Origin of the sequence: Streptomyces sp. NPDC048473 (genome assembly GCF_043200155.1) — a bacterium.
Lineage (GTDB): Bacteria > Actinomycetota > Actinomycetes > Streptomycetales > Streptomycetaceae > Streptomyces.
This window is the reverse complement of record NZ_JBICXE010000066.1, coordinates 1-26,588: the sequence shown is the minus strand read 5'-3', so window position 1 is coordinate 26,588 and position 26,588 is coordinate 1. Positions and strand designations below refer to the sequence as shown.

The 26,588-nt window shown below is 69.0% G+C and carries 24 protein-coding genes and 2 pseudogenes; 14 read left to right on the top strand and 12 right to left on the bottom strand.

Annotated elements, in window-relative coordinates; genetic code table 11:
• Positions 1–30: 30 nt before the first annotated feature.
• The 3 genes from ACGFU7_RS43380 to ACGFU7_RS43370 are packed head-to-tail and all read right to left on the bottom strand — an operon-like array spanning position 31 to position 1,621.
• Positions 31–267 (bottom strand): hypothetical protein, encoded by a 237-nt coding sequence (locus ACGFU7_RS43380; protein WP_393703865.1) that lies wholly within the window; start codon positions 265–267, stop codon positions 31–33.
• Positions 264–803, bottom strand: a complete 540-nt coding sequence (locus tag ACGFU7_RS43375) for a (2Fe-2S)-binding protein (RefSeq protein ID WP_393703864.1) — start codon at positions 801–803, stop codon at positions 264–266. Before ACGFU7_RS43375 ends, ACGFU7_RS43380 begins: the two co-directional genes overlap by 4 nt.
• The gene (locus ACGFU7_RS43370) at positions 800–1,621 is read right to left on the bottom strand and encodes an FAD binding domain-containing protein (RefSeq protein ID WP_393703862.1); all 822 of its coding nucleotides are present in this window, start codon (positions 1,619–1,621) and stop codon (positions 800–802) included. Before ACGFU7_RS43370 ends, ACGFU7_RS43375 begins: the two co-directional genes overlap by 4 nt.
• Before the next feature lie 214 nt (positions 1,622–1,835).
• Between ACGFU7_RS43370 and ACGFU7_RS43365 the strand changes: the two genes are divergently transcribed.
• A complete protein-coding gene (locus tag ACGFU7_RS43365; RefSeq protein WP_393703860.1) occupies positions 1,836–2,414 on the top strand; it encodes a MarR family winged helix-turn-helix transcriptional regulator in 579 nt (192 codons plus the stop codon).
• An 87-nt stretch (positions 2,415–2,501) separates the two neighbouring features.
• A complete protein-coding gene (locus tag ACGFU7_RS43360) occupies positions 2,502–3,623 on the top strand; it encodes an XdhC family protein (RefSeq protein ID WP_393703858.1) in 1,122 nt (373 codons plus the stop codon).
• Positions 3,624–3,817: 194 nt separating this feature from the next.
• On the opposite strand, the gene ACGFU7_RS43355 is transcribed toward ACGFU7_RS43360, so the two are convergent.
• From ACGFU7_RS43355 to ACGFU7_RS43325, 7 genes are all read right to left on the bottom strand, one after another.
• Positions 3,818–4,813 (bottom strand): oligopeptide/dipeptide ABC transporter ATP-binding protein, encoded by a 996-nt coding sequence (locus ACGFU7_RS43355; RefSeq protein ID WP_393703856.1) that lies wholly within the window; start codon positions 4,811–4,813, stop codon positions 3,818–3,820.
• Positions 4,810–5,838: an ABC transporter ATP-binding protein gene (locus ACGFU7_RS43350; RefSeq protein ID WP_393703855.1), complete on the bottom strand. Its 1,029-nt coding sequence runs from the start codon at positions 5,836–5,838 to the stop codon at positions 4,810–4,812. The genes ACGFU7_RS43355 and ACGFU7_RS43350 overlap by 4 nt, the downstream gene beginning before the upstream one ends.
• Positions 5,835–6,770, bottom strand: coding sequence for an ABC transporter permease (locus tag ACGFU7_RS43345; protein ID WP_393703854.1), 936 nt, complete (start codon positions 6,768–6,770; stop codon positions 5,835–5,837). Before ACGFU7_RS43345 ends, ACGFU7_RS43350 begins: the two co-directional genes overlap by 4 nt.
• Complete coding sequence (locus ACGFU7_RS43340) at positions 6,767–7,849, bottom strand: ABC transporter permease (protein ID WP_393703853.1); 1,083 nt, start codon at positions 7,847–7,849, stop codon at positions 6,767–6,769. Before ACGFU7_RS43340 ends, ACGFU7_RS43345 begins: the two co-directional genes overlap by 4 nt.
• A gap of 91 nt (positions 7,850–7,940) precedes the next feature.
• Positions 7,941–9,812, bottom strand: a complete 1,872-nt coding sequence (locus ACGFU7_RS43335; RefSeq protein ID WP_393703851.1) for an ABC transporter substrate-binding protein — start codon at positions 9,810–9,812, stop codon at positions 7,941–7,943.
• A gap of 197 nt (positions 9,813–10,009) precedes the next feature.
• Entirely contained in the window at positions 10,010–12,730 is a 2,721-nt protein-coding gene (locus tag ACGFU7_RS43330) for an SCO5717 family growth-regulating ATPase (protein ID WP_393703849.1), read from the bottom strand.
• A gap of 328 nt (positions 12,731–13,058) precedes the next feature.
• Positions 13,059–13,292 (bottom strand): DUF397 domain-containing protein, encoded by a 234-nt coding sequence (locus ACGFU7_RS43325; RefSeq protein WP_393703847.1) that lies wholly within the window; start codon positions 13,290–13,292, stop codon positions 13,059–13,061.
• On the opposite strand from ACGFU7_RS43325, the pseudogene ACGFU7_RS43320 reads away from it, so the two are divergent.
• The 9 genes and pseudogenes from ACGFU7_RS43320 to ACGFU7_RS43280 form a co-directional block, all read left to right on the top strand.
• A pseudogene (locus tag ACGFU7_RS43320) lies at positions 13,291–14,229 on the top strand (hypothetical protein); the annotation flags it as partial. The gene ACGFU7_RS43325 and the pseudogene ACGFU7_RS43320 sit on opposite strands and share 2 nt — an antisense overlap.
• A 208-nt stretch (positions 14,230–14,437) precedes the next feature.
• Positions 14,438–14,695, top strand: a complete 258-nt coding sequence (locus ACGFU7_RS43315) for a zinc ribbon domain-containing protein (protein ID WP_393703867.1) — start codon at positions 14,438–14,440, stop codon at positions 14,693–14,695.
• 153 nt (positions 14,696–14,848) lie between these two features.
• Entirely contained in the window at positions 14,849–15,499 is a 651-nt protein-coding gene (locus tag ACGFU7_RS43310) for a transposase (protein ID WP_393703845.1), read from the top strand.
• A 29-nt stretch (positions 15,500–15,528) separates the two neighbouring features.
• Positions 15,529–15,762 (top strand): annotated as a pseudogene (locus ACGFU7_RS43305) (type VII secretion integral membrane protein EccD); the annotation flags it as partial.
• A 277-nt stretch (positions 15,763–16,039) separates the two neighbouring features.
• Complete coding sequence (gene rpsO / locus ACGFU7_RS43300) at positions 16,040–16,330, top strand: 30S ribosomal protein S15 (protein WP_093548425.1); 291 nt, start codon at positions 16,040–16,042, stop codon at positions 16,328–16,330.
• 332 nt (positions 16,331–16,662) lie between these two features.
• Positions 16,663–18,876 (top strand): polyribonucleotide nucleotidyltransferase, encoded by a 2,214-nt coding sequence (locus ACGFU7_RS43295; RefSeq protein ID WP_393703843.1) that lies wholly within the window; start codon positions 16,663–16,665, stop codon positions 18,874–18,876.
• Complete coding sequence (locus ACGFU7_RS43290; RefSeq protein ID WP_393703841.1) at positions 18,873–20,252, top strand: M16 family metallopeptidase; 1,380 nt, start codon at positions 18,873–18,875, stop codon at positions 20,250–20,252. Before ACGFU7_RS43295 ends, ACGFU7_RS43290 begins: the two co-directional genes overlap by 4 nt.
• A gap of 24 nt (positions 20,253–20,276) precedes the next feature.
• Complete coding sequence (dapB, locus tag ACGFU7_RS43285) at positions 20,277–21,029, top strand: 4-hydroxy-tetrahydrodipicolinate reductase (protein ID WP_393703839.1); 753 nt, start codon at positions 20,277–20,279, stop codon at positions 21,027–21,029.
• Positions 21,030–21,041: 12 nt separating this feature from the next.
• Positions 21,042–21,491, top strand: coding sequence for a hypothetical protein (locus tag ACGFU7_RS43280; RefSeq protein ID WP_393703837.1), 450 nt, complete (start codon positions 21,042–21,044; stop codon positions 21,489–21,491).
• Positions 21,492–21,614: 123 nt separating this feature from the next.
• On the opposite strand, the gene ACGFU7_RS43275 is transcribed toward ACGFU7_RS43280, so the two are convergent.
• Positions 21,615–22,166, bottom strand: coding sequence for a hypothetical protein (locus tag ACGFU7_RS43275; protein ID WP_393703835.1), 552 nt, complete (start codon positions 22,164–22,166; stop codon positions 21,615–21,617).
• A 94-nt stretch (positions 22,167–22,260) separates the two neighbouring features.
• On the bottom strand, positions 22,261–22,500 hold the full coding sequence (locus tag ACGFU7_RS43270) for a hypothetical protein (RefSeq protein WP_393703833.1): 240 nt from the start codon (positions 22,498–22,500) through the stop codon (positions 22,261–22,263).
• A gap of 186 nt (positions 22,501–22,686) precedes the next feature.
• On the opposite strand from ACGFU7_RS43270, the gene thyX reads away from it, so the two are divergent.
• The 3 genes from thyX to ACGFU7_RS43255 all read left to right on the top strand — a co-directional run bounded on the left by thyX (position 22,687) and on the right by ACGFU7_RS43255 (position 26,291).
• Positions 22,687–23,424, top strand: coding sequence for an FAD-dependent thymidylate synthase (thyX, locus tag ACGFU7_RS43265; protein ID WP_383061055.1), 738 nt, complete (start codon positions 22,687–22,689; stop codon positions 23,422–23,424).
• Between the two features lie 152 nt (positions 23,425–23,576).
• A complete protein-coding gene (dapA, locus tag ACGFU7_RS43260) occupies positions 23,577–24,476 on the top strand; it encodes a 4-hydroxy-tetrahydrodipicolinate synthase (RefSeq protein WP_393703831.1) in 900 nt (299 codons plus the stop codon).
• A gap of 129 nt (positions 24,477–24,605) precedes the next feature.
• Positions 24,606–26,291: a ribonuclease J gene (locus ACGFU7_RS43255; protein WP_383978012.1), complete on the top strand. Its 1,686-nt coding sequence runs from the start codon at positions 24,606–24,608 to the stop codon at positions 26,289–26,291.
• Positions 26,292–26,588: the final 297 nt, after the last annotated feature.

Genomic DNA, 26,588 nt, shown 5'->3' with positions numbered 1-26,588 from the left:
CGACTGCCTGTACCAACGAGCTCCGTTGCTCTACATCAGAAACCCGTCAACACCCCTTGCGTGACCTGCGAGAACGCTAACTACCCGGCCTTGGGCCTTGGCGGCGTCGATGGACACCAGGCGGGCGTGGGCGTGCGGACTGCGGAGCACCTTGGCGTGGAGCATGCCGGGGAGCCGGATGTCGGCGGTGTACTGCGCGGCGCCGGTCAGCTTGAGCACGGCGTCGGTACGGCGGTCGTTGGTGCCGATGCGCGAGGTGGCTGTCATCGGGCGTCCTCGCCGGTACGGGCCGGTTCTGCGGCACGGATCAGCTCGGCGGCCCTGTGCACCGACTCGATGATCATCCGGTAGCCGGTGCAGCGGCACACATTGGAGGAGATCCAGGAGCGGATCGTCTCTTCGTCGGGGTCGGGATGTTCTCGCAGCAGGGCCGTGGTCAGCATGATCATGCCGGGGGTGCAGTAGCCGCACTGGAAGCCGCCGCACTCCGCGAAGGCCTGCTGGACCGGGCCCAGTTCACCGTCCGTGGTCTGTCCGGCGACGGTCTCCACCGCGCGGCCGTCGACGCTGAAGGCGAAGACGCTGCACGAGGCGGACGGGGTGCCGTCGATCAGGGTGGTGCAGGCCCCGCAGACGCCGCGCTCGCACGAGGCCTTGACGCCGGTCATGCCGTAACGGTCGCGGAGCAGATCGAGAAGGACGGTGTTGGGTGCGATCCGCTCGGTGCGCGGACGGCCGTCCACCGCGAAACCGATCGTGATCCGCCCGTCGGCCGCGGCCTTGTCCGTGCTCTCGGTGGTCATCGGGGGCTCCCCTCTCCGGTCGTGTACCGCTCCAGCAGCCGGCCGAGCAGCACGGCGGCGACATGGCGGCGGTAGCGGGCGCTCCCCGCCGCGTCCCCGAGGTCGTCGGGCAGCGCCGCCGCGATCTCGACGGGGTCGGTGCCCAGCCGGGCGGCAGCCGTGTACGGACGGGTGTACTCCGAGCCCACCGTCATCGTGACCGTCCCCGCGCGGACCGCCGCGGCCACCGTCAGCAGCGGCCGCATCGACCGCTCGTAGCCGAACCACACCTGCCCCGCCTCGGCGACCCTGATCGTCCGCAGCAGGCCGCCCGGCGGCTCGGCCCGGTCCCACAGGGCGGCCGGGGACAGGGTGATCGTCCCGTCGGGCGTCAGGAAGTCCAGCTCCGAGCCGAGTGCGCCGAGCATCACCGACATCTCGTACCGGGTACGCCGGGCCATCAGGTTTCCGCCGATGGTGGCCCGGCGCCGGATGCGCTGGGTGGCGATACTGCCCCAGCCCGCGGCCAGTCCCGGCAGGGCCGCCCGCACCCGGGCGTCGTGCGAGCCCGTGTGGTGGTCGACCCCGGCGCCGATCTCCAGCGTCGTGCCGTCCCACTCGATCGCGCCCAGCTCCACGACCCGCTCCAGCGATACGAGGGTGCGGCAGCCCAGCCCCTCGCGGAACTGCGCGAACAGGTCGCTGCAGCCCTGTGCGTAGACCGCGCCGGGGAGCGCCCCCGCGGCCACGGCTTCGGCCGTCGTCGCCGGGCGTTCCAGGGTGAAATCGGGAAGGGTGCGCTGGGTCGGCGCCACCATCCCGGTGGGGAGCAGGAGCATACGGACCGTGCCTCCTGGACTCTCAGCGTCACCATAGAGAGTTATTTAACGACTGAAACAGCTAATGCTGAGATGTCTAGCACCTAGGGAATACCTCCCGCAAGGGTTCGACGACGGGCGCCGGTTGTATCGTGGACACCCTCGACCGCACCGTCTGCGGCACTCCAGGAAGGAGGCGCGAGGTCCCGGCGCCGACGCCGTCCTCCCACCGCACATGACTCGTAGAGCCGCAGGCCGCCCCGACGCGGTCGATCTCATTCTGGAGCAGTGGAAGCGGGAACTCCCCGAGCTCGACGCCTCCCCGATGGAGGTGCTGGGCCGGCTCCACCGCAGCTTTCTGCGCTACCAGAGTCTGCTGTCCGACCTCTTCGACTGCTTCGACCTGAACATGGCGGCCTTCGACGTACTCGCGGCTCTGCGCAGGTCAGGACCGCCCTACCGGCAGACCGCCGGCCAACTCGCCGATATCGCCCTGGTCACCACCGGCGGCATCACCCTGCGGCTGGACCGTCTGGAGAAGGCCGGTCTGGTGACGCGTGAACGCGACCCCGGTGACCGCCGCGTCGTGCACGCACGGCTCACCGAGCGGGGGATCGAGATCGCCGATGTGGTCGCCGTCGCGCACTTCGCCAACGAGGAGCGGATGCTGGCCGAGCTGACCGAGAGCGAGCGCCGCCAACTCGGCAGGCTGCTCGGAAAGCTGGAACGCTCCCTGGAGACGGCCGAACGGACCCCGCCCGACCCCGGGGCGCTCACGGCGGCCGCACGGCAGGACCGCACCCGAAGGGACTAGTAGTCAGTATCTGACTGCTAAAGCTTCGTTTATGGTGAGGCCGCATCGGGCCGGACGACCGCATCCGGCTGGGAGGAGGTCCGTGCCGTGCGTGAACTGCTGTCGGAACTGCGCGCCTGGCACGAGGCCGGCACCCCCTTCGCCCTGGCGACCGTCGTTTCCGTACGCGGCAGCGCCCCGCGCGCACCCGGCGCCATGATGGCCGTGACTGCCGACGGCGCGGTGGCGGGCAGCGTCTCCGGGGGCTGTGTCGAGGGTGCGGTGTACGAGGTGGCGGGCGAGGTCCTCGCCACTGGGAGCCCTCAGCTGCAGACGTACGGGATCAGCGACGACGAGGCGTTCGGCGTGGGCCTGACCTGCGGTGGCACGATCGAGGTGTTCGTCGGGTCCTTCGCGTCGGCGGCCGACCGGGCCCGGCTGCGGGAGGTCGCCGACAGCATCGGCAGGGACGAGCCCGTCGCCGTCGCCACCGTCCTCTCGGGCGAGGCGGAGCCCGGCGCCTGCCTGGTCGTCCGGGCGCGGACCACGCAGGGAACACTCGGCGACGAAGGGCTCGATTCGGCTGTCACCGACGACGCCCGGGGTCTGCTCGCCCAGGGCGCGACCGGCACCCTGCGGTACGGGGCGCATGGCCGGCGCCGGATGCAGGAAGTATCCGTCTTCGTGCAGACGTACGCGCCACCGCCCCGGATGCTCGTCTTCGGGGCCATCGACCATGCGGCCGCCACCGCACGCATGGGTTCCTTCCTCGGTTACCGGGTCACGGTGTGCGACGCGCGCCCGGCCTTCGCGACCCGGGAACGCTTCCCCACCGCCGACGAAGTGATCTGCGCCTGGCCACACACCTATCTGGGGACGACGGACATCGACGAGCGGACGGTCATCTGCGTACTGACGCACGATCCGAAGTTCGACGTCCCGCTGCTGGTGGCCGCATTGCGCACGCCTGCTGCGTACATCGGGGTCATGGGCAGCCAGCGCACTCACCTGGACCGGGCCGCGCGGCTGCGGGAGGCCGGTGTCGACGCGGCCGAACTGGCGCGGCTCGCCTCGCCCGTCGGGCTGGATCTCGGCGCGCGCACGCCGGAGGAGACCGCCGTCTCGATCGCCGCGGAGATCATCCAGCACCGGTGGGGCGGGACGGGGCGGCCGCTCGGCGAGCTGACCGGGGCGATCCACATACGGACAACCGGCCCGTCCGGCGACTGACGGCAGGGCGTCCGCCGGACAGGCCGACAGCCCGTCCGGCGACTGACGACAAGGCGTCCGCCGGACGGATCACGGCCTGTCCGGCGACTGACCGCACAACGCCGCCGGACGGGCCGGGTCACCCCGCCGCGCCCGCCGGACAGGCCGGGGCCCGCCCGACGGTGATCCGCCGGACCGAGCCCCAGGTCACCCCGCTACGCCCGCGCCTTCGCAGCCGCGCTCGCCCAGTGGCACGCCACCTGTGTCTGACCGCCGCCCGCGAGCACCGGCAGATCCTTCGTACGGCACGCGTCCGCGACGCCCGCCCGCTCCGCCTCGCCCGACGCCAGCACCTGGCAGCGGGCATGGAACCGGCACCCGGACGGCACCCTGGACGGGTCCGGCGGCTCACCGGTCAGAATCACCGGATCGCCCACGGCTTCCGGCAGCACCGACAACAGCGCCTGGGTGTACGGGTGTTGCGGAGCCGTCAGAATCTGCTCCACCTCGCCTGTCTCCACGATCCGCCCGAGGTACATCACCGCGACCCGGTCGGCGATGTTCCACGCCAGGCCGAGGTCGTGCGTGACCACCAGCGCGGACAGGCCCAGTTCGTCCCGCAGCCTCAGCAGCAGGGCCAGGATCTCGCCGCGCACCGAAGCGTCCAGCGAGGCCACCGGCTCGTCGGCCACGATGAGTTCCGGCTCCAGGACGAGCGCGCCCGCAATCACGACCCGCTGGCGCTGACCACCCGACAGCTCGTGCGGATAGCGCAGGAAGAACCGCTCGGGAGGCCGCAGCCCCGCCCGCGACAGCGCCTGTGCCACCGCCGTCCGCTCGTCCCCCGCGTACCCGTGGATCCGCAGGCCCTCGGCGACGGCGTCGTACACCGTGTGCCTCGGGTTGAGCGAACCGCTGGGGTCCTGGAGCACCAGCTGGACCCGCTTGCGGTACGCCTTGAGCGCCCGGCTCGCATAGCCGAGCGGCTGCCCGCCGAAGGTCACCTGCCCGGACGTCGGCGGGACCAGGCCCAGCAGCGAACGCGCCAGCGTCGTCTTGCCGCAGCCCGACTCGCCGACCAGGGCGACGATCTCGCCGGGCCGGATGTCCAGGTCGACGCTGTCCACGGCACGCGCCGGGGCGGCCCCGCGCCGGCCGGGGAAGGTGACCTTCAGCCCCCGGGCACTGAGCAGGGGAGTGGTGGTGGTCATGATGTGCTCCTTGCTTCCTCGCCGCCCGGCAGGGCCGAGGCCGTGGCCGCCCCCTGCTCCACCAGCACACAGGCGGCCCGCCGCTCCGGCCCCGCGTCCCGCAGTTCCTGGTCCTGCGTCGTGCAGGAGTCCAGGGCCACGGAACAGCGCGGATGGAACGTGCAGCCGCCGGGCAGCGCCGACGGGTCCGGCGGATCGCCGGGCAGCCCGCGGGGCGCGAACCGGGAGGCCGGGTCGCCGATGCGCGGAAAGGCGCCGGACAGGGCCTTGCCGTACGGGTGGTGCGCGTTCTCGTAGACCTCGGACGCCGGGCCCTCCTCCACGACCCGGCCCGCGTACATCACCGCGAGCCGGTCGCAGGTGTCCGAGAGCACCGCGAGGTCATGACTGATCATGATCAGGCCGAGGTCCTGCTCGGACACCAACTGTTCGATCAGCCGCAGGATCTGGGCCTGGATCATCACATCGAGAGCCGTGGTCGGCTCGTCAGCGATGATCAGGCCCGGATCGCAGGCGAGCGCCATCGCGATCATCACACGCTGCCGCTGCCCGCCGGAGAGCTCGTGCGGATAGGCGTTCGCGCGGGCGGCCGGCAGTCCGACCTGCTCCAGGAGTTCGCCGGCCTTCTTCGCCGCCGCGGCCTGCGTCGCCTTCTTGTGCAGCAGGATCGGCTCGGCGATCTGGTCCCCGATGCGGTGCACCGCGTTGAGCGAGTGCATCGCGCCCTGGAACACGATCGACGCCCCCGCCCAGCGCACCGCCCTGACCTGGCCCCACTTCATGGTGAGGACGTCCTCGCCGTTCAGCAGGATCTCGCCGGAGACCTTCGTCCCGGCGGGCAGCAGCCGCAGCAGCGCGAGCGCCAGCGTCGACTTCCCGCAGCCGGACTCACCGGCGATGCCGAGCTTCTGCCCCGCGTCGACGGTGAGGCTCACGCCGCGGACGGCCTGCGCTCCGCCGGCGTACGTCACCGTGAGGTCCCGTACGTCGAGAAGCGGCGTCTTGTGGATGCTCGTCGTACTCAACGGGCCACCCCCAGCTTGGGATTGAGGACGGACTCGATGGCGCGGCCGCACAGCGTGAACGCCAGGGCCACCACGGCGATGGCGATACCCGGCGGTGCCAGGTACCACCAGTCGCCCGCACTCACCGCGCCCGCCTCGCGGGCGTCCTGGAGCATGCCGCCCCAGGAGGTGATGGTCGGGTCGCTGAGGCCGAGGAAGGCCAGGGTGGCCTCCGTGAGGATCGCGCTGGAGATCACCAGGGTGGTCTGCGCGAGCACCAGCGGCATCACGTTCGGCAGCACGTGCCGGACCATGATGTGCCCGTGGCCGCCGCCCAGGGCGCGGGCGCGCTCGATGTAGGGGCGGGACTCCACGGCAAGGGTCTGGGCCCGGACCAGCCGGGCCGTGGTCGGCCAGGTCGTGACGCCGATCGCGATGATGACCGTCCACATCGAGCGGTCCATCACAGTGGCGAGCGCGATCGCGAGGACCAGGGTCGGCATCACCAGGAACCAGTCGGTGATCCGCATCAGGACCGTCGAGTACCAGCCGTGGAAGTGCCCCGCGACGATGCCGACGACCGTACCGATGGCGACGCACAGGAACGCCGCGAGCAGGCCGACCGTCAACGAGACACGGGCGCCCCACACCAGCAGGGCCAGCACGCTGCGTCCGAACTGGTCCGTACCGAACGGGAGTTCACCGCTCGGCGACTCCAGCGCACCTCCGGGCGCGTCGGTGACGCTCTGTGAGTCGGCGCCGACGAGCTGCGGCGCGAACAGGGCGATCAGCGCGATCAGAACGAGCGCGGCCAGACCCCACAGTCCGCTCCGGTGACTGCGGTACTCCCGCCAGAAACGGGCGACGGACCGGCGCTTGCGCGCGCGGGCCAGAGCACGCGGGTTCTCGGCCGCTTCGGCCTTCGTGGGCGTGGGCATGGATTCGGTCGTCATCGGCCCACCCGGGGATCGAGCAGCGGATACAGCACATCGGCAAGGGTGTTCGCCAGGATCACCGCGGTGGCGAAGACGAAGAACAGCCCTTGTACGAGGGGGAGATCGGGCACGCTGAGCCCCTGGTAGAAGAGACCGCCGAGGCCGGGCCAGGAGAAGACCGTCTCGACCAGGATCTGCCCGGCGACCACATGCCCCAGGTTCACGAACATCAGAGTGAACGTCGGCAGCATCGCGTTCGGCACAGCGTGCTTACGGCGTACGACATCGTCCCGCAGCCCCTTCGCACGGGCCGTCGTCAGATAGTCGCTGCCCATCTCGTCGAGCAGTGAGGAGCGCATCACCAGAAGCGTCTGCGCATAGCCGACCGCGACCAGCGTGACGACCGGTAGGACCAGATGATGCGCCACATCGAGGATGTACGCGAATCCGCTCTCGCCGCCCGACTCCATACCGCCCGTCGGGAACATCCCGGGGATCGGACCGATGCCCACCGAGAAGACGATGATCAGGAGCAGGCCCAGCCAGAACGACGGCACCGAGTAGAGCGTGAGCGCGAACGCGGTGTTGAAGCGGTCGCTCATGGAGCCGTTGCGCCAGGCGGTACGGGTGCCGAGCCAGATGCCGAGCGCGGTGTAGAGGACGTACGACGTGCCGGTGAGGAGCAGCGTTGCGGGGAGCGCCTCGGTGATCTTGTCGATGACGGGCGCGTGGAACTGGAACGAGGTGCCGAAGTCGCCCGTGAGGGCGTCACCGACGTACGTGGTGAACTGCCGCCACATCGGCTGGTCGAGGCCGAACTGATGCCGGAGCGACTGGAGTTGTTCGGCGGAGACGGGGCGGCCGCCCGTCATCTGCTTCACCGGGTCGCTGGGAATGAGCCGGAACAGGAAGAAGCTGGTGACCAGGACCGCGAACAGGGAGACGGCCGCTCCCACGATCTTGGCCGCCACGTACTGGAGATAGGCCTTGGTGTTGCGCGCCCGTGGACCGCGGGCGGCCGACGGACCGGCCTGAGCCGGACCTTCGGTGTCCGCATCCGCGATCTGCACGAGCGCCGGAGTGCTTTCAGCTGTCATGGGGAACTCTCGTTACTCGTGCTGCACTTAGAGGAACCGGCGGGGCGGCTTCGCGCCGCCCCGGCCGGTCCCTCTCAACCCGTCCGCGTGATTACTCGCGGTCGTCCGCAGTGGTGCGGCGGCGCATCGCGATGAACAGCCCGCCACCGACGAGCACCACGACCACCACGATGACGCCTATGACGACACCGGTGGAGCTGGACCCGCCGGAACTGTCCGAACTGCTGCTGCCCGCCGGAACGGCCGACCACCAGCTCCAGTACCCGTCCTGGCCGTAGATGTTGCCTGCCGCCTCGGGCATGGTCGTGATCGACTTGATCTGGTCGGTGCGGTAGGCCTCGACCGCGTTCGGGTACGCGATGATGTTCATGTACCCGGAGTCGTACATCCATGACTGCATCTGCTTGACGATGTCCGCGCGCTTGGCCGGGTCGTACTCGGCGAGCTGCTTCTTGTAGAGCTCGTCGTACGTCTTGTCGCAGATGAAGTTGTCGGTGGCGGCACTGTCCTTCGCCTTGGCCGGCAGGGCGGCGCAGGTGTGGATGCCGAGGACGAAGTCCGGGTCCGGGTTGACGGACCAGCCGTCGAAGGCGAGGTCGTACTCACCTGCGTACCAGGGGACGGAGACGTCGTCGAGACAGTCGACCTTGAGGCCGACGCCGAGCTTGCCCCACCACTCCTTGAGGTACTTGCCGATCGCCTTGTCGTTCGGGTCCGTGGCGTGGCACAGGATGCGCAGGTCGAGCGGCTTGCCGTCCTTGCCGACGCGCTGGTCGCCCTTGAGCTTGTAGCCCGCCTCGTCGAGGAGCTTGGCCGCCTTGGCCGGGTCGTAGGCGAGGCTCTGGTCGGCGGACGGCTGCCAGAAGTACGTCGAGAAGCGCGGCGGGATGTAGCCCTGGCCCTCGACGGCGTGGCCCTGGAAGACCTTGTCGATGATGGTCTTGCGGTCGATCGACAGGAAGAGGGCCTGGCGCACCTTCTGGTCGAGAAGGGCCTTGTTGCCGTCGCCGAACTTCTTGCCGTCCTTGGTCTGCGCGCCCGGGTTGGTGGCCAGCGCGAAGAAGCGGCGGCCCGGACCTTCGTTGACCTTGACGTTCTTCTCGCCCTTGAGGGACGCGGCCTGGGCGGGTGTCAGCGCGGGGGAGCCGGCGACGAAGGAGACCTCGCCCTTGCGCAGAGCGGCGACGGCGGCGTCCTGGTCCTTGTACGTCTTGAAGACCAGCTCGTCGAACTTCGGCGCACCGCGCCAGAAGTTCTTGTTGGCCTTGAGCTTCACGTACTGGTCGACCTTGTAGTCCGTCAGGATGAACGGCCCGTTGCCGACGATCGGGAACTTCGTGTCGTTGTTGAACTTGGAGAAGTCACCGACCTTCTCCCAGACGTGCTTCGGGACTATCGGCACATCGAGCGCGGCCATGGTGGCCTGCGGCTCCTTGAGCTGGATGACCAGCTGCGTCGGGCTGGGAGCCGTCACCTTCTTGAAGTTCGCGACGAAGTTGCCGTTGGCCTGCGCGGCGCCCTCGTCGGTCATCATCTTGTTGAAGGTCCACGCCGCGTCCTCGGCGGTGGCCTGCTGACCGTCCGACCACTTGGAGTTGGACCGGATGGTGTACGTCCAGGTCAACTTGTCCGCGGACGGCTCCCACTTGGTGGCGAGGCCGGGGATCGCGTGGTTGTCCTTGGTGTCATAGTTCGTCAGGAAGTCGTACATGAGCCGGCTGATGCTGGTGCTCATGAGCCGCTGAGCGAGGAACGGGCTCAGCGAGTCGACGCTCTGTGCGACGGCGACGGTCAGCGTCGACTTGCCGCTGTCGGCGGCCTGCGCCTGCTGCGGCGCGGCGCCGAGGGGCACGCCCGGGACGATGGATCCGGCGGCCAGCGCCAGCGCGGCGGCACCGGAGGCCAGCAGGACACGCAGACGTGAGCGTGGCTGGGCAGAGGGTGGTGGAACTCTTTCGACCATGGTCAGGGACCTCGCGTCATGACTCGCACGGAGAAGGCGGCTTGATCTGTGGTTCGCCAGCTGGTGAAGCGAAGGTTTATCAGCGGTGGTCGAGCCGCGTCAACGGTCACCGAAACGGCGTGTGGTCTGCGGGAATGCAATGAGGGCCCGCACCGTGGAGACGGTGCGGGCCCTCATTGGTTTAGACCTCTGTTGCCTTACTGCTGAGGCGCTGGCGGCGGCGGCTGCTGCCAACCGGCGGGCGGCACGGGACCTTGCAGTTCGGGCGGGATCGGCTGACCGGGTTGACCCGGCTGACCAGGCTGACCGGGGTGCTGCTGGTGAGGCGGCGGCGGTCCGGCCGGGCTCGCCGCGGACTGGGCCTGGGAGGGCAACGACTGCTGCCAGCCGTTCTGCTGTACTCCGGGGCCGGGCTGCGGGGGGTACGGCTGCGGCGGCTGCTGACCGCCGTACGGCGGCTGTTGCTGCGGCGGGTAGGGCTGTTGCGGCTGCTGCGGGGCGTACTGCTGCTGGCCGGGCATCGGCGGGGCGTACTGCGGGGGCGGGTTGGGGCCGTTCGACGTCCAGAGCCCCTGCTGCTGCTGGGCCCGCGCGAAGTCCTCGGCGACCATTGCAGAGAGGTTGAAGTACGCCTCGCGCGTCTTGGGACGCATCATGTCGAGGTCGACCTCCGCGCCGGCCGACAGATGCTCGTCGAACGGTACGACGACCACGCCGCGGCAGCGCGTCTCGAAGTGCTGCACGATGTCATCGACCTTGATCATCTTGCCGGTCTCGCGGACGCCCGAGATGACGGTGATGGAGCGCTGTACGAGCTCCGCGTATCCGTGCGCCGACAGCCAGTCCAGTGTGGTGGACGCGCTGGACGCGCCGTCGACCGACGGCGTCGAGACGATGATCAACTGGTCGGCGAGGTCCAGCACTCCGCGCATCGCGCTGTAGAGCAGACCGGTGCCCGAGTCGGTGAGGATGATCGGGTACTGCTTGCCCAGCACATCGATAGCGCGCCGGTAGTCCTCGTCGTTGAACGCCGTGGAGACCGCCGGGTCCACGTCGTTGGCGATGATCTCCAGACCGGAGGGCGCCTGCGAGGTGAAACGGCGGATGTCCATGTACGAGTTGAGGTACGGGATCGCCTGGACCAGGTCACGGATGGTGGCCCCGGTCTCCCGGCGCACCCGGCGGCCGAGCGTGCCCGCATCCGGGTTGGCGTCGATGGCGAGGATCTTGTCCTGCCGCTCGGTGGCCAGGGTCGAGCCGAGGGCGGTGGTCGTCGTGGTCTTGCCGACGCCACCCTTGAGGCTGATGACTGCGATCCGGTAGCAGGACAGCACGGGCGTACGGATCAGGTCGAGCTTGCGCAGCCGCTCGGCCTCCTCCTTCTTGCCGCCCAGCTTGAAGCGGGCCGCGCTGGACGGCGTACGGCTGCTCTTCGCCTTCTGCTTGCCCCGGACGAGCCGGTCGGAGGAGAGCTCCACCGCCGCCGTGTACCCGAGCGGGGCGCCGGGCACGGAACGCTCGCGCTGGTCGTGGGTGACGGGGGTCGGCCAGGCAGCGCCGGTGCGCGGGTCGACGGGCTGTCCCGGCGGCTGTTGCAGCTGCTGTGGCGGCTGGGGGTGGGCCGGCTGCTGGTGCGCGGGCGGCTGCGGGGCGACCTGCGCGGGCAGATTGGGCGTGCCCTGGACCGGCTGCTGGGGCGCCTGGGGGACCTGCGGCGGCAGGGGCACGCCCTGCTGCGCGGGCCACTGGGGTGCCTGGGGCTGCTGGGGTGCCTGCGGCGCCTGAGGGGGCTGCAGTGCCTGGGGCGGCTGCAGTGCCTGAGGGGGCTGCGGGAACCCGTAACCGCCCTGAGCCGGTGGCTGCTGCGGGAATCCGTAACCACCCGGCTGCGGCTGCGGTGCCTGCGGCGGCTGAGGCGCTCCGGCATGCGGGAATCCGTAGCCGCCGGATGCCTGGTCGGCCGGAGTCTGAGCGGGCCACTGCGGCGCCGACTGCGGCGCGGAGGGCTGCGGCGTGGCGGGCTGGAAGGCGGGCGGCAGCGGCGGCAGACCGCCCTGCGGCGGCGCCGGGGTCCAGGAGGTCGGCATGGCGGGCGCCGGGGCGTCCTGCGGTGCGCTGGGGGGCGGTACGTCCTGGGGCGCCGCATCCGTGACGGCGTCCGAGGGCGCGGAGCCCTCCGGTCCGCCGGCAACAGCGCTCGTGACGTCGCCCGGAGCCTCGGCGGGCGCCGCGGCATCGGCACCGGAATCCGAAGCGGCAGCGCCGTCCGGCTCCTCGGTGGCGGCGTCCGCCGCCTGCGCGGAGCCGGAACCGGCACCGGAGGCTTCGCCCTCGTCCGTACCGTCAGCACCGGCGGCGGCACCCGCAGAACCCGTACCCGTACCGTCCCCGTCCGCGCTCTTCGACGCCTCTTCGCGCTCCGCGATCTCCCGCTTCAGCGCGGCCGGTGAGAACCGCATGGTCGCGCCGCTCTCCACATCACCGCCCCCGAACGGATCCGTCATCCCATCGGAAGACCTCACCCCCGCCCCCTCCGCGGGACCAGGAGCAGGAGCGGCGTCCCCCGCCGCGGAATGAACAGGAGCCGGAACAGGCGCCGGAGCCGGAGCAGGCGCCGGTGCGGGCGGGGCAGGAGCCGGGGCCGGAGCTGGTGCGGGCGGCGCCGGAGCCCAGTTGGGGTCGAAACCGCTCCCGGCCGGCGGCGCGGGCACGGACAGCGGCGCCCCGTTGGGCGGCGGAGGCGGCGCCAGATGCGATCCGGCATCGCCCGACGAGTCCCCCGGCGCGTTCTGCGTGTACCAGGCGGGCGGGGTGTAGTCGATGGTGAACTCACCCGTCATCTCGGCGGGCTCCGCGTCGGACGACTCGTCGACGGGCTTGTTCCAGCCCCCGCGGATCTCGTCCCGATCGCCGTTCACTTTGCCTCCTGGTGTGGTCGAGCACCCTTGTGCCTTGGTGGGTGGGGGCGACCGTTTCCGTCTTCCTAACCGCCCGGCTCTCCCCCCGGGACACGCATCGCCTGCCCGCAGGTTCTTCTGCCGCGCCCGGACCCACCCTAATCGTCATCGGGCCCGCTCCGGCAGGCCGTACCGCACGGCAGAAACTGTCCAGTAGGTCACGCACCGCCCTCAAGTGCCCCGAGTACGGCAGAGCACACAGACCGAAGCGGTCAATTCGATACATATCCAGGCGTGGTGAAAGGGTGGCCGCCGTGTTCGGACAGCCGCCCTTTCACCTGACCATTGCCTACGTGAGGTCGAACTCACCGTCCCGTGCGCCCAGTACGAAGGCGCGCCACTCGGCCTCCGTGTACCGCAACACGGTCTCCGGTTCCAGTGACGAGCGCATGGCGACTGCACCGCCCGGCAGATACGCGATCTCGACCCGTTCCTCGACGTTCTCGGTCCCCGGTGCGCTCAGCCACTCCACATCCGAGATGTCGAGAGCGTAGAGCTCTTCCTTTTCCTGCTGGGTGCCCATGTCGGCGTCCCTTCGATCGAACCCTGTCGTTCCCCGGCCATCCTCCCTGGAAGCGGCAGGTCCGGGGTCGCGAACGAAACAGTATTCAGCGGATTCTCGCGATGAAGCCCGAGGTCCCGGGGGAATCGCGTCCTTGGTGGGTGGCGCGGAGCGCCGCAGCGTCGTGCCTGCGGGCGCGGAGTGTCCACACAGCCGCCTGGTGGTGCGGGTCGAGCTGCTGCCGACGTCCGTGCAGGCGTCGGCGCTTGAGGCGACCCTGACCGCCTGCAACGAGGCCGCGACCTGGGCCGCACAGGTGGCGTTCGACGAGGGCGTGCGCAAGAACCTGCCGCTGCGCAGGCTGACCTACCGGGAGATCAAGTCGCGGTGGGGGCTCGGGACGCAGGCCGCCCAGCATGCGGTCAAGAAGACCTGCGACGCCTACACCACCCTGGCTGCGAACCTCCGTAACGGCCCTTACGGCAGGCCCGGGTCGAAGCGCCATGCCCGGGTTTCGGATAAGCCGGTCGCCTTCCGGCCCCAAGCGGCGCAGCCGTACGACGACCGGATGCTGTCCTGGCAGCACGAGCGGCGCACGGTGTCGATCTGGACCACCGGCGGGCGCATGAAGAACGTGGCCTTCACCGGACAGGCACAACAGTTGGAGGTCCTGGCCCGGCACCGGCAGGGCGAGTCCGACCTGCTGTGTGAGGGCGGGCAGTGGTATCTGATCGCGACCTGCGAGATCCCCGAGGCCGTGCCGAACGCGCACCCGGCCGTGTTCATCGGTGTGGACCTCGGGATCGTGAACATCGCCGCCACGAGTGACGGCGTCAAATACTCCGGGCGCCGGGTCAACCGAAGGCGGGCCAGCGACCGGAAGCTGAGCTCCAAGCTGCAGAAGAAGGGCACAAAGTCCGCGAAGCGGCGGGCGAAGAAGTGCGCGGGCCGCGAGGCCCGCCGTAACAAGGACATCAACCACAAGATCAGCAAGCGGATCGTGGTGGAGGCTGCACGCACCGGTCGCGGAATCGCCCTGGAGACACTCACGGGCATTCGCGAGCGGGCCCGGCTGAGAAAGCCCGAGGGGGTACCTCCCTGCTCGAACGAAGTTGAGAGCTTGGGGGAGCACCACGCTCCACTCCTGGCCGTTCGCGCAGCTCGGCGTGTTCATCGGTTACAAGGCCATGAGGGCCGGGGTGCCGGTGGTGTATGTCGATCCGGCGTACACCAGCCAGGAGTGCTCGCGCTGTCATCATGTCGAACGCGGCAACCGGTCCTCCCAGGCCGTGTTCGCCTGCCGGTCCTGCGGCTTCGTGGAGCACGCAGACCACAACTCGTCCCACAACATCGCCCACAGAGGGTGGTACGTGTGGGTCCGCGGGGTCGAGTCAACGGCCCCTGCCCTCACGCTGATCGCGTGAGAGCTGGACGCAGCCGGACTCATCGAAGCCATCGATGACCCGAGCAGCAAGCTCGGGACTTCAGGACTCCGTTGGGAAATCCGCAAACCGGCTTCGCTGAACTCGCCGAGGTTTCATGATCGTTCTGTTCGTCGGAGCGAAGGGTGGGGTTGGGTGTCGCTGGAGTCTCGGGACGATGGTGGGGTGCCGGAGCTGACCGCTCGGGTGGTGCGGGCGTCGTTCCCGAAGGGGACGCTGGCTGTCCGGGTGCGTGAGGCGCTCGGCCCGCTGTTTACCAAGCGGGGCTCTGGCTGGTGCGGCTACAAGACCCACCCGAGCGAGACCTGCGACCCGGACGCCCCACACTTGGTCACCCACGTGGCCACCACCGACGCCACGGTCGCGGACACAGAGATGACCGAGATCATTCACCAGGGCCTGGCAGAATGGGAGTTGACGCCAGACGAGCACGATGTGGACGCCGGCTATGTCACGGCCGCGCGCATCGTCCCCGCCCGCGACGAGCACGGCATCGACCTGCTGGGACCGGTCGGCCTGGACACCCACCACGGCGAGCCGGACGGCGATGCCCCCGATCTCTCCCAGAGCGCTTTCACCGTCGACTGGGGCCGGCGCAAGGTGACCTGCCCACGCGGCGCCGTCAGCATCAGCTGGTCCGGCCGGGTCAAATCCAGCGGTACCCCGATCACCCGGGTCCAGTTCGCCGCCACCGACTGCCGTCCCTGCCCTCTTCGGCCGGCCTGCACCCGGGCCTCCGAGAAGGGCCGCTACGGACGCAGCCTGACGCTGCTCAACCGCGAGTAGCAAGAAACTCTGGACCAGCGCCGCCAGGGGCCGTCGCGGGGGACAGCACCGCGCTCGACATCCGTACGATCTGGCTCACCGCGGCCGTTGCGGGCGGCGCCGCCCTGATCACTGCCATTGGGCTGATCGTGCCGCGCAAGGGAGTCACTCCGTTCCGGGGGCGCTTCCTGGAGATCGCCGAGGCGTGTGTGCTCCTGACGCTGATGCCCCTGTGCCTCGCCGTTTTCGATCTCTACCACTCGATCCGCGCCCTCACCGGCTGACCCTGGGGGCCCGCCCGGCCGAGCTCGGCTCAGCCGGGCAAAAGGGCCCGTCCGGCGATTGAGGACGAAGCGGCTCCCCGGTCGCTCCAGGGCCACCGCACCCCGGCCGAACCGGCTCCGCCGGACTGGTACGCTGTGTGACGGCCGTTTGTGTACGCGCTCCCGGATCATCCTGGGAGCTGCGCTCATCGGACCTTCGCCCCCGAGTAACGGAAGAACCCCTGAGACCAAGACCAGGGGCACTCGTGGACGCATCGAACACCAAAGAGGAGTACGCGTGCCGCTCGACGCCGCTACGAAGAAGCAGATCATGTCCGAGTTCGCCCAGAAGGAGGGCGACACCGGTTCCCCCGAGGTTCAGGTCGCGATGCTCTCCCGTCGCATCTCGGACCTGACGGAGCACCTCAAGGTCCACAAGCACGACCACCACTCCCGTCGTGGTCTGCTGATCCTGGTCGGCCAGCGCCGCCGCCTTCTGCAGTACCTGGCCAAGAAGGACATCCAGCGCTTCCGTGCCCTGGTCGACCGCCTCGGCATCCGCCGCGGTGCGGCCGGCGGCGCCAAGTAATTCGCCGTGAAGGGAGCGGTTCCCACGACTGAGGGGGCCGCTCCCTTTGTTGTACGTACGATTGTGCGTACGCATGCATGTACGGGATGTAGCGGGCCCGCCCGCACGGCCGGAATGCCAAGCTGAGCCGAATCTCAGTAACCTGGTCGCAGAACGTCCCACAGACGAGCGAGAAGAAGACTCCCCGCCGCCGGTCCTCGGTAGTGGCCCCCGGACACAGCAACCCGGGTGCTTCGATCGAAGACCGGCCCGCCGATGGAGGGCTTCTCCGCACCGTCCCCCGCCACACGGGCGTGGGGGCGAGAAGACGATATGTATCGGAGAAAACGCTAGTGGAGAACGAGACCCACTACGCCGAGGCCGTTATCGACAACGGAACCTTCGGCACCCGCACCATCCGCTTCGAGACGGGCCGCCTGGCCAAGCAGGCCGCCGGCTCCGCCGTCGCGTACCTGGACGACGACACCATGGTGCTGTCGGCCACCACCGCTTCCAAGCGGCCCAAGGACAACCTCGACTTCTTCCCCCTCACGGTGGACGTCGAGGAGCGGCAGTACGCGGCCGGCAAGATCCCCGGCTCCTTCTTCCGTCGTGAGGGCCGGCCCTCCGAGGACGCGATCCTCACCTGCCGCCTGATCGACCGCCCGCTGCGCCCCTCCTTCAAGAAGGGCCTGCGCAACGAGATCCAGATCGTCGAGACGATCATGGCGCTCAACCCCGACCACCTGTACGACGTGGTCGCGATCAACGCCGCCTCCTGTTCCACCATCCTGGCAGGCCTGCCCTTCTCCGGCCCGATCGGCGCCACCCGCGTCGCCCTGATCAAGGGCCAGTGGGTCGCCTTCCCGACGCACACCGAGCTCGAGGACGCCGTCTTCGACATGGTCGTCGCCGGTCGCGTCCTGGAGGACGGCGACGTCGCGATCATGATGGTCGAGGCCGAGGCCACCGACAAGACCATCCAGCTCGTCAAGGACGGCGCCGAGGCCCCGACCGAAGAGGTCGTGGCCGCCGGTCTGGAAGCCGCGAAGCCCTTCATCAAGGCGCTCTGCAAGGCCCAGTCCGACCTGGCCGCCAAGGCAGCCAAGCCGGTCGGCGAGTTCCCGGTCTTCCTCGACTACCAGGACGACGTCTTCGAGGCGCTCGCCGCCGCCGTCACGTCCGAGCTGGCCCAGGCGCTCACCATCGCCGGCAAGCAGGACCGCGAGGCCGAGCTGGACCGCGTCAAGGAGATCGCCGCCGAGAAGCTTCTCCCGGCCTTCGAGGGCCGCGAGAAGGAGATCTCCGCCGCGTACCGTTCGCTGACCAAGAAGCTGGTCCGCGAGCGCGTCATCAAGGACAAGGTCCGCATCGACGGCCGTGGCGTCACGGACATCCGTACGCTCGCCGCCGAGGTCGAGGCCATCCCGCGCGTGCACGGCTCGGCGCTGTTCGAGCGTGGCGAGACCCAGATCCTGGGCGTCACCACCCTCAACATGCTCCGCATGGAGCAGCAGCTGGACACCCTTTCCCCGGTGACCCGCAAGCGCTACATGCACAACTACAACTTCCCGCCGTACTCCGTCGGTGAGACCGGCCGCGTGGGCTCGCCCAAGCGCCGTGAGATCGGCCACGGTGCGCTCGCCGAGCGCGCCATCGTGCCGGTGCTGCCGTCGCGCGAGGAGTTCCCGTACGCGATCCGCCAGGTCTCCGAGGCGCTGGGCTCCAACGGCTCGACGTCCATGGGCTCGGTCTGTGCCTCCACCATGTCGCTGCTGAACGCCGGTGTGCCGCTCAAGGCTGCCGTCGCCGGTATCGCCATGGGCCTGATCTCCCAGGAGATCGACGGCAAGACCCACTACGTCGCCCTCACCGACATCCTCGGTGCGGAGGACGCCTTCGGTGACATGGACTTCAAGGTCGCCGGTACGAAGCAGTTCGTCACCGCGCTCCAGCTCGACACCAAGCTCGACGGCATCCCCGCCTCGGTCCTGGCCGCCGCGCTGAAGCAGGCCCGTGACGCCCGCCTCCACATCCTCGATGTGATGAACGAGGCCATCGACGTCCCGGACGAGATGTCCCCGAACGCCCCGCGGATCATCACCGTCAAGATCCCGGTGGACAAGATCGGTGAGGTCATCGGCCCCAAGGGCAAGATGATCAACCAGATCCAGGAGGACACCGGCGCCGACATCACGATCGAGGACGACGGCACCATCTACATCGGTGCCCAGCAGGGCTCGCAGGCCGAGGCCGCCCGCGCCACGATCAACTCGATCGCCAACCCGACCATGCCGGAGGTCGGCGAGCGCTACCTGGGAACGGTCGTCAAGACCACCACCTTCGGTGCGTTCGTCTCCCTCATGCCGGGCAAGGACGGCCTGCTGCACATCTCGCAGATCCGCAAGCTCGCCGGTGGCAAGCGCGTGGAGAACGTCGAGGACGTGCTCGCGGTCGGATCCAAGGTCCAGGTCGAGATCGCCGAGATCGACTCCCGCGGCAAGCTCTCCCTGATCCCCGTCATCGAGGGTGAAGAAGACGAGACGAAGGACGACGCCGCCAAGTGACGTCCCGTAGTTCCGTGACGACGGCCCGCACCTCCTCGGAGGCGCGGGCCGTCGCCCGTACCCAAACGCTTCTCAAGGGCACCAACGGCATCGGGACGGTCCGCCGTACCGTCCTTCCCGGTGGACTGCGGGTCGTCACCGAGACCCTGCCCTCCGTCCGCTCCGCCACCTTCGGGATCTGGGCCAACGTCGGATCACGCGACGAGACCCCCACCCTGAACGGCGCGACGCACTACCTCGAACACCTCCTCTTCAAGGGCACCGCCAAGCGCAGCGCCCTCGACATCTCCGCCGCGATCGATGCGGTCGGCGGCGAGATGAACGCCTTTACGGCGAAGGAGTACACCTGCTACTACGCGCGGGTCCTCGACACCGACCTGCCGCTGGCCATCGACGTCGTCTGCGACATGCTGACCGGCTCGCTGATCACCGCCGAGGACGTCGACGCCGAGCGCGGCGTCATCCTCGAAGAGATCGCCATGACCGAGGACGACCCGGGCGACTGCGTGCACGACCTGTTCGCGCACACGCTGCTCGGCGACACCCCCCTCGGCCGTCCGGTCCTCGGCACCGTCGACACCATCAACGCGCTCGACCGTGGCCGGATCGCCCGCTTCTACAAGAAGCACTACGACCCCACGCACCTGGTCGTCGCCGCCGCGGGCAACATCGACCACGCCACGGTCGTACGCCAGGTCCGCAAGGCCTTCGAGCGTGCGGGCGCCCTGTCCCGCACCGACGCCGTCCCGGTCGCCCCGCGCCAGGGCTCCCGTACCCTGCGCACCGCGGGCCGCGTCGAGCTGCTGAACCGCAGGACCGAGCAGGCTCATGTCGTCCTCGGCGTGCCCGGCCTGTCCCGCACCGACGACCGCCGCTGGGCGCTCGGCGTCCTCAACACCGCCCTCGGCGGCGGCATGAGCTCACGCCTCTTCCAGGAGGTACGGGAGAAGCGTGGCCTCGCCTACAGCGTCTACTCGTACACCTCGGGCTTCGCCGACTGCGGCCTGTTCGGTGTGTACGCGGGCTGCCGGCCCAGCCAGGTCCACGATGTCCTCAAGATCTGCCGGGACGAGCTCGACCGGGTAGCGTCCGATGGACTGAGCGACGAGGAGATCGGCCGCGCCATCGGGCAGCTCTCCGGCTCCACGGTCCTCGGTCTGGAGGACACCGGCGCGTTGATGAACCGTATCGGCAAGAGCGAACTGTGCTGGGGCGACCAGATGTCGGTCGACGACATGCTGGCCCGGATAGCGCAGGTCACCCCCGATGACGTCCGCGCGGTGGCGGGAGAGGTCCTCGGACACCGCCCTTCGCTCTCCGTCATCGGCCCGCTCAAGGACAAGCAGGCCGACCGCCTCGACGAAGCGGTCTCCTAACTCCACCCGTAAGGAAGCAGAGCAATGAGCAAGCTGCGCGTGGCCGTTCTCGGCGCCAAGGGCCGTATCGGATCCGAGGCGGTACGAGCTGTCGAGGCCGCAGACGACATGGAGCTGGTGGCAGCCCTGGGGCGCGGCGACAAGCTGGAGACCCTCGCGGAATCCGGCGCCCAGGTCGTCGTCGAGCTCACCACCCCCGCGTCGGTGATGGGCAACCTCGACTTCTGCATCCGGCACGGCATCCACGCCGTCGTCGGTACGACGGGCTGGTCCGACGAACGGCTCGCGCAGCTGAACACCTGGCTCTCCGGCTCCCCGGAGACCGGTGTGCTCATCGCGCCGAACTTCTCCATCGGCGCCGTCCTCACGATGAAGTTCGCGGAGCAGGCCGCCCGCTACTTCGAGTCCGTCGAGGTCATCGAACTGCACCACCCCAACAAGGCCGACGCCCCCTCGGGCACCGCCACCCGCACCGCCCAGCTGATCGCCGAGGCCCGGAGGAAGGCCGGCTGCGCCCCGCAGCCGGACGCCACCACCACAGCCCTGGACGGCGCCCGCGGCGCGGACGTGGACGGGGTGCCGGTCCACGCGATCCGGCTCCGCGGTCTCCTCGCCCACCAGGAAGTGCTGCTCGGCGGTGAGGGCGAGACGCTCACCATCCGCCACGACTCCCTGCACCACAGCAGCTTCATGCCGGGCATCCTGCTCGGCGCACGCCGCGTGGTGACCACTCCCGGCCTCACGTTCGGCCTGGAACACTTCCTCGACCTGAACTGACTGAGCCCTGCCATGCGCGCAAAGATCACTTACTTCGTCACCGCTGCCGTCCTGGTCTTCTACTTCGCCCTGGTCGGCAGCCGTGGCGTCCTGCTCATCCAGCACGGCACACTGCTGACGGTCACCTTCGGGGTTGCGGTGCTGATCCTGCCGGTGATCGGGATCTGGTTCCTCTGGAAGAACACCCAGTTCGTGGCGCGGGCCAACGCGCTGGCCGCGGAACTGGACGCGGAGGGCGGCCTGCCGGTCGACGAACTGGTCCGTACCCCGTCCGGCCGCATCGACCGCGCCTCGGCCGACGCCGTGTTCGCACGCCGCCGCGAGGAGACCGAGGACTCCCCGGACGACTGGCGCTGCTGGTTCCGGCTGGCCGTCGCCTACCAGGACGCCAGGGACACCCCCCGCGCCCGAAAGGCCATGCAGCGCGCCATCGCCCTGCACACGAAGCCCATCACGCCCTGACGCGGGCCGACCGACCAAGTCATCAGGCAGGTCCGACCAAATCATCAAGCCGGTCCGGCCAAATCAAGCCCGTCCGGCGCTTGAGGACAAAACGGCCACCGGGCGGCCCCGGCAACAAACCCCTCAGCCCCGCCGATACTCGTCCCCCCACGCCTCAACCGTGTCGGCCGCACGGTCGAACGCCTCACCCCGCGCCAGAAAATCCGCATTGCTGTCGGTGAACAGGGGCGAAATCCCCTCGCCCCCCTGGCGTACGACGATCAACGCCTGTCCCTGGACCGTGCGCGGAAACCCGAGCCACTTCACCGGCTGCTGCACCGTACGGACGGCTGCGACGCGGTTCCACGGCACGGTCGTCGTCGTGAAGAAGCCGACCCGGCGCACGCCGTGCCGGCTCACCCAGGCGCCGACCCGCAGCAGCCGCAGCGCACAGCCGATGACCACGACGGCGAGCCCCAGACATGCGGCGGCACCCGTCACCGCCCCGGCGAACGCGATGATCATCCCCGCGAGCAGGACGAACGACGCGAGCAGCAGCAGGGAAGCCGCAGCCGCGACCCGCCAGGGTCCGGGGCGGTACGGACGCCGCCAGCTGTCGTGGTCGTCGAACGGCAGCGCGATGTCCTCAGCGCTCGCGTCAAACGCGCGGTCGGCCGTCAGAAAGGGCAGGGGCACGACTGATCCTCACTCACAAGCACGCTCGATTGCTGTGCCCGGTGAGGCTACCGAGGAGGTTGCCGACCAGACCACCCCAGGGGGCCCGTAGGAGTCAGCGCCCGTGGGCGGCCTCGGTCTGCTGGGTGTGTGACGGCCCCTGGGCGGGGCTCAGGGCGGGCAGGCCGAGGATCAGCGACCCGACGAGACCTGCGACGACCGTGAGTCCGACCAGGGAACGGCCGGCCAGCTGGGAGACGGTGGTGCGCTCCCTCGGGGGCGGGGTGACGTTACTGCGGAATCGGTCGGACTCGGCTACGAACGAGAACGGGACGGATTCACGCCGGCGGAACATGAGGTAACTCTCCTTGAACTCTGTTACGGATGCTGCTACAGAGTCAGACGCACGGCAGACCCGTTCGGTGCCCCGAATCGCCGAATTCGTCGAAGAAATCCCGGGAAGGCCCTTCCGGCCCTCGTTGTCAGTGGCGGCCCGTAGAGTGGGCGCCGCCCGAGCGACGCAATTGGAAGGACCCCGCCGGTGACCGAGACCCCCGAGCCCGCAAAGCCCAGCTTCCGCAGCGATGTCACCGTTGACCTGGTGAAACACGCCGCAGGTGACTCCGACGTCCTGTTCGCGGCCCGTGTCTCCACGGCCGGTGAGCAGTCCCTGGAGGAGGTCACCAAGGACCCTGAGCGCTCCAAGGGGCTCATCAACTTCCTGATGCGTGACCGGCACGGCAGCCCGTTCGAGCACAACTCGATGACCTTCTTCATCAGCGCCCCGATCTTCGTGTTCCGCGAGTTCATGCGCCACCGCGTCGGCTGGTCGTACAACGAGGAATCGGGCCGCTACAGGGAGCTGGAGCCGGTCTTCTACGTTCCGGGGGAGTCCCGCAAGCTCGTTCAGCAGGGCCGTCCCGGCAAGTACGAGTTCGTCGAGGGCACCCAGGCCCAGCAGGAGCTCACCGGCCGCATCATGGAGGACTCCTACCGCCAGGCGTACGAGGCGTACCAGGAGATGCTCGCCGCAGGAGTGGCCCGCGAGGTCGCCCGCGCGGTGCTCCCCGTCGGCCTGTTCTCCTCGATGTATGCCACATGCAATGCCCGCTCGCTGATGCACTTCCTCGGCCTGCGCACCCAGCATGAGCTGGCGAAGGTGCCGTCCTTCCCGCAGCGGGAGATCGAAATGGTCGGCCAGCAGATGGAGGAGCACTGGGCTCGGCTCATGCCGCTCACCCATGCAGCCTTCAACAGGAACGGACGCGTAGCCCCGTAAGCGGTGTCCGTATTGCGGCGTTTCGTGAAGTTCATCTAGGCTGATCAAACGGACCCGGCACTGCTTGAACCCCCGAGCAGGCAGTGCCGGGCTCCTACTGTCTGTCCCCCCGAGGGGGCATTGGGCGCTGAGCAACGAGTAGCGTGTTACCCATGGCTCCGATCTCCACTCCGCAGACCCCCTTCGGGCGGGTCCTCACCGCTATGGTCACGCCCTTCACGGCGGACGGTGCACTCGACCTCGACGGCGCCCAGCGGCTCGCCGCCCATCTGGTGGACGCAGGCAATGACGGCCTGATCGTCAACGGCACCACCGGCGAGTCCCCGACCACCAGCGACGTGGAGAAAGACCAGCTCGTAAGGGCTGTACTGGAAGCGGTGGGAGACAGGGCCCACGTCGTCGCCGGCATCGGCACCAACGACACCCGTCACAGCATCGAGCTCGCCCGCACGGCCGAACGCTCCGGTGCCCACGGCCTCCTCGCGGTGACGCCGTACTACAACAAGCCGCCCCAGGAAGGCATCTTCCGCCACTTCACGGCCATCGCCGATGCCACGGGTCTGCCGGTGATGCTCTACGACATTCCTGGCCGCAGCGGTGTGCCGATCGACACAGAGACACTGGTACGGCTCGCCGAGCACCCGCGCATCGTCGCCAACAAGGACGCCAAGGGCGATCTCGGCCGCGCCAGCTGGGCCATCGCACGGTCCGGCCTCGCCTGGTACTCCGGCGACGACATGCTGAACCTGCCGCTCCTCTCGGTGGGCGCCATCGGATTCGTCTCCGTCGTCGGCCATGTCGTCACCCCCGACCTGCGCGCCCTCATCGAGGCGTACCTCGGCGGCGACGTCCAGAAGGCCACGGAGATCCACCAGAAGCTCCTGCCGGTCTTCACCGGCATGTTCCGTACCCAGGGCGTGATCACCACCAAGGCCGCGCTGGCCCTCCAGGGCCTCCCCGCGGGCCCGCTGCGCCTCCCCCTGGTGGAACTCACCGCACAGGAAACGGCGCAGCTCAAGATCGATCTCGCCGCCGGTGGGGTAGAGCTGTAACCACAGACTTCACAACTGAATAAGCGAAGAACACTCGCAAGAGCGACAACCCAGACAACAGCAAGTGCACGAATGACATGCGCGCCACGTGCCCAAGCGGTACGTGGCGTGCGTGGTAAGGAGAGTCTTTTGAGTCATCCGCATCCCGAACTCGGCACCCCGCCGAAGCTCCCGAAGGGCGGCCTCCGGGTCACCCCGCTCGGCGGCCTCGGCGAAATCGGCCGCAACATGACGGTCTTCGAGTACGGCGGCCGCCTGCTCATCGTCGACTGCGGAGTTCTGTTCCCCGAAGAGGAGCAGCCCGGAATCGACCTGATCCTGCCGGACTTCACCACGATCCGGGACCGTCTCGACGACATCGAGGGCATCGTCCTCACGCACGGCCACGAGGACCACATCGGTGGTGTCCCGTATCTGCTGCGACTGAAGCCGGACATCCCTCTCATCGGCTCCAAGCTGACCCTCGCGCTGATCGAGGCGAAGCTCCAGGAGCACCGCATCCGTCCGTACACCCTCGAAGTCGCGGAGGGCCAGCGCGAGCGCATCGGCGTCTTCGACTGCGAGTTCATCGCGGTCAACCACTCCATCCCGGACGCTCTCGCGGTCGCCATCCGCACACCAGCGGGCATGGCCGTCGCGACCGGTGACTTCAAGATGGACCAGCTTCCGCTGGACGGCCGGCTCACCGACCTGCACGCGTTCGCCCGGCTGAGCGAGGAAGGCATCGACCTTCTCCTCTCCGACTCGACCAACGCGGAGGTTCCCGGCTTCGTACCGCCCGAGCGGGACATCTCCAACGTCCTGCGCACGGTCTTCGCCAACGCCCAGAAGCGCATCATCGTGGCGAGCTTCGCCAGCCATGTGCACCGCATCCAGCAGATCCTCGACGCGGCACACGAATACGGCCGCCGGGTCGCCTTCGTCGGCCGCTCGATGGTCCGCAACATGGGCATCGCCCGTGATCTCGGCTATCTGAAGGTCCCCGCGGGCCTGGTGGTCGACGTCAAGACCCTCGACGACCTGCCGGACGACGAGGTCGTGCTGGTCTGCACGGGATCCCAGGGCGAGCCGATGGCCGCACTGTCCCGTATGGCCAACCGCGACCACCAGATCCGCATCGTCCAGGGCGACACGGTGATCCTGGCGTCGTCCCTGATCCCGGGGAACGAGAACGCGGTCTACCGCGTGATCAACGGCCTGACCCGCTGGGGCGCCAATGTCGTCCACAAGGGCAACGCCAAGGTCCACGTCTCGGGCCACGCCTCGGCCGGCGAGCTGCTGTACTTCTACAACATCTGCAAGCCGAAGAACCTGATGCCGGTCCACGGCGAATGGCGCCACCTCAGGGCCAACGCCGAATTGGGCGCCCTCACCGGCGTACCCAAGGACCACATCGTCATCGCTGAGGACGGCGTCGTCGTCGACCTCATCGACGGCAAGGCCAAGATCGTCGGCAAGGTCCAGGCGGGTTACGTGTACGTCGACGGCCTCTCGGTCGGCGATGTCACCGAGACCTCCCTCAAGGACCGCCGCATCCTCGGCGACGAGGGCATCATCTCGGTCTTCATCGTGGTCGACAGCACTTCCGGCAAGATCACGGGCGGTCCCTACATCCAGGCCCGTGGCTCCGGCATCGACGACTCGGCATTCAACGCCGTCGTGCCGAAGATCGAGGAAGCGCTCAACAAGTCCGCCCAGGACGGCGTGATGGAGCCCCACCAGCTCCAGCAGCTCGTCCGTCGCTCGGTGGGCAAGTGGGTCTCCGACACCTACCGCCGGCGACCGATGATCCTTCCCGTCGTCGTCGAGGTCTGACCCCGGCAGACGCGAACTCCGGAGCGGGGCCCCCGATTTGCATCGGGGCGCCCCGCTCCAGTACGTTTACGGCTCCGCCTGACAGGGAACCACCGCGCACACTCGTGTGCAGTGGGCACCCCGAACGGGGCGGGAATTCCGACTCAGAACTTCTGATAAAGTCGGATCCGCCGAAAGGCAAAGGCCACTCCAAAGGCCACCGGAATTCAAATTCGGACCGGAAACGGAACGAAAAAGAATCTGGTAAGGTTGGAACCGCCGGAAAGGGAAACGCGAAAGCGAAGAACTGGAAAGCGC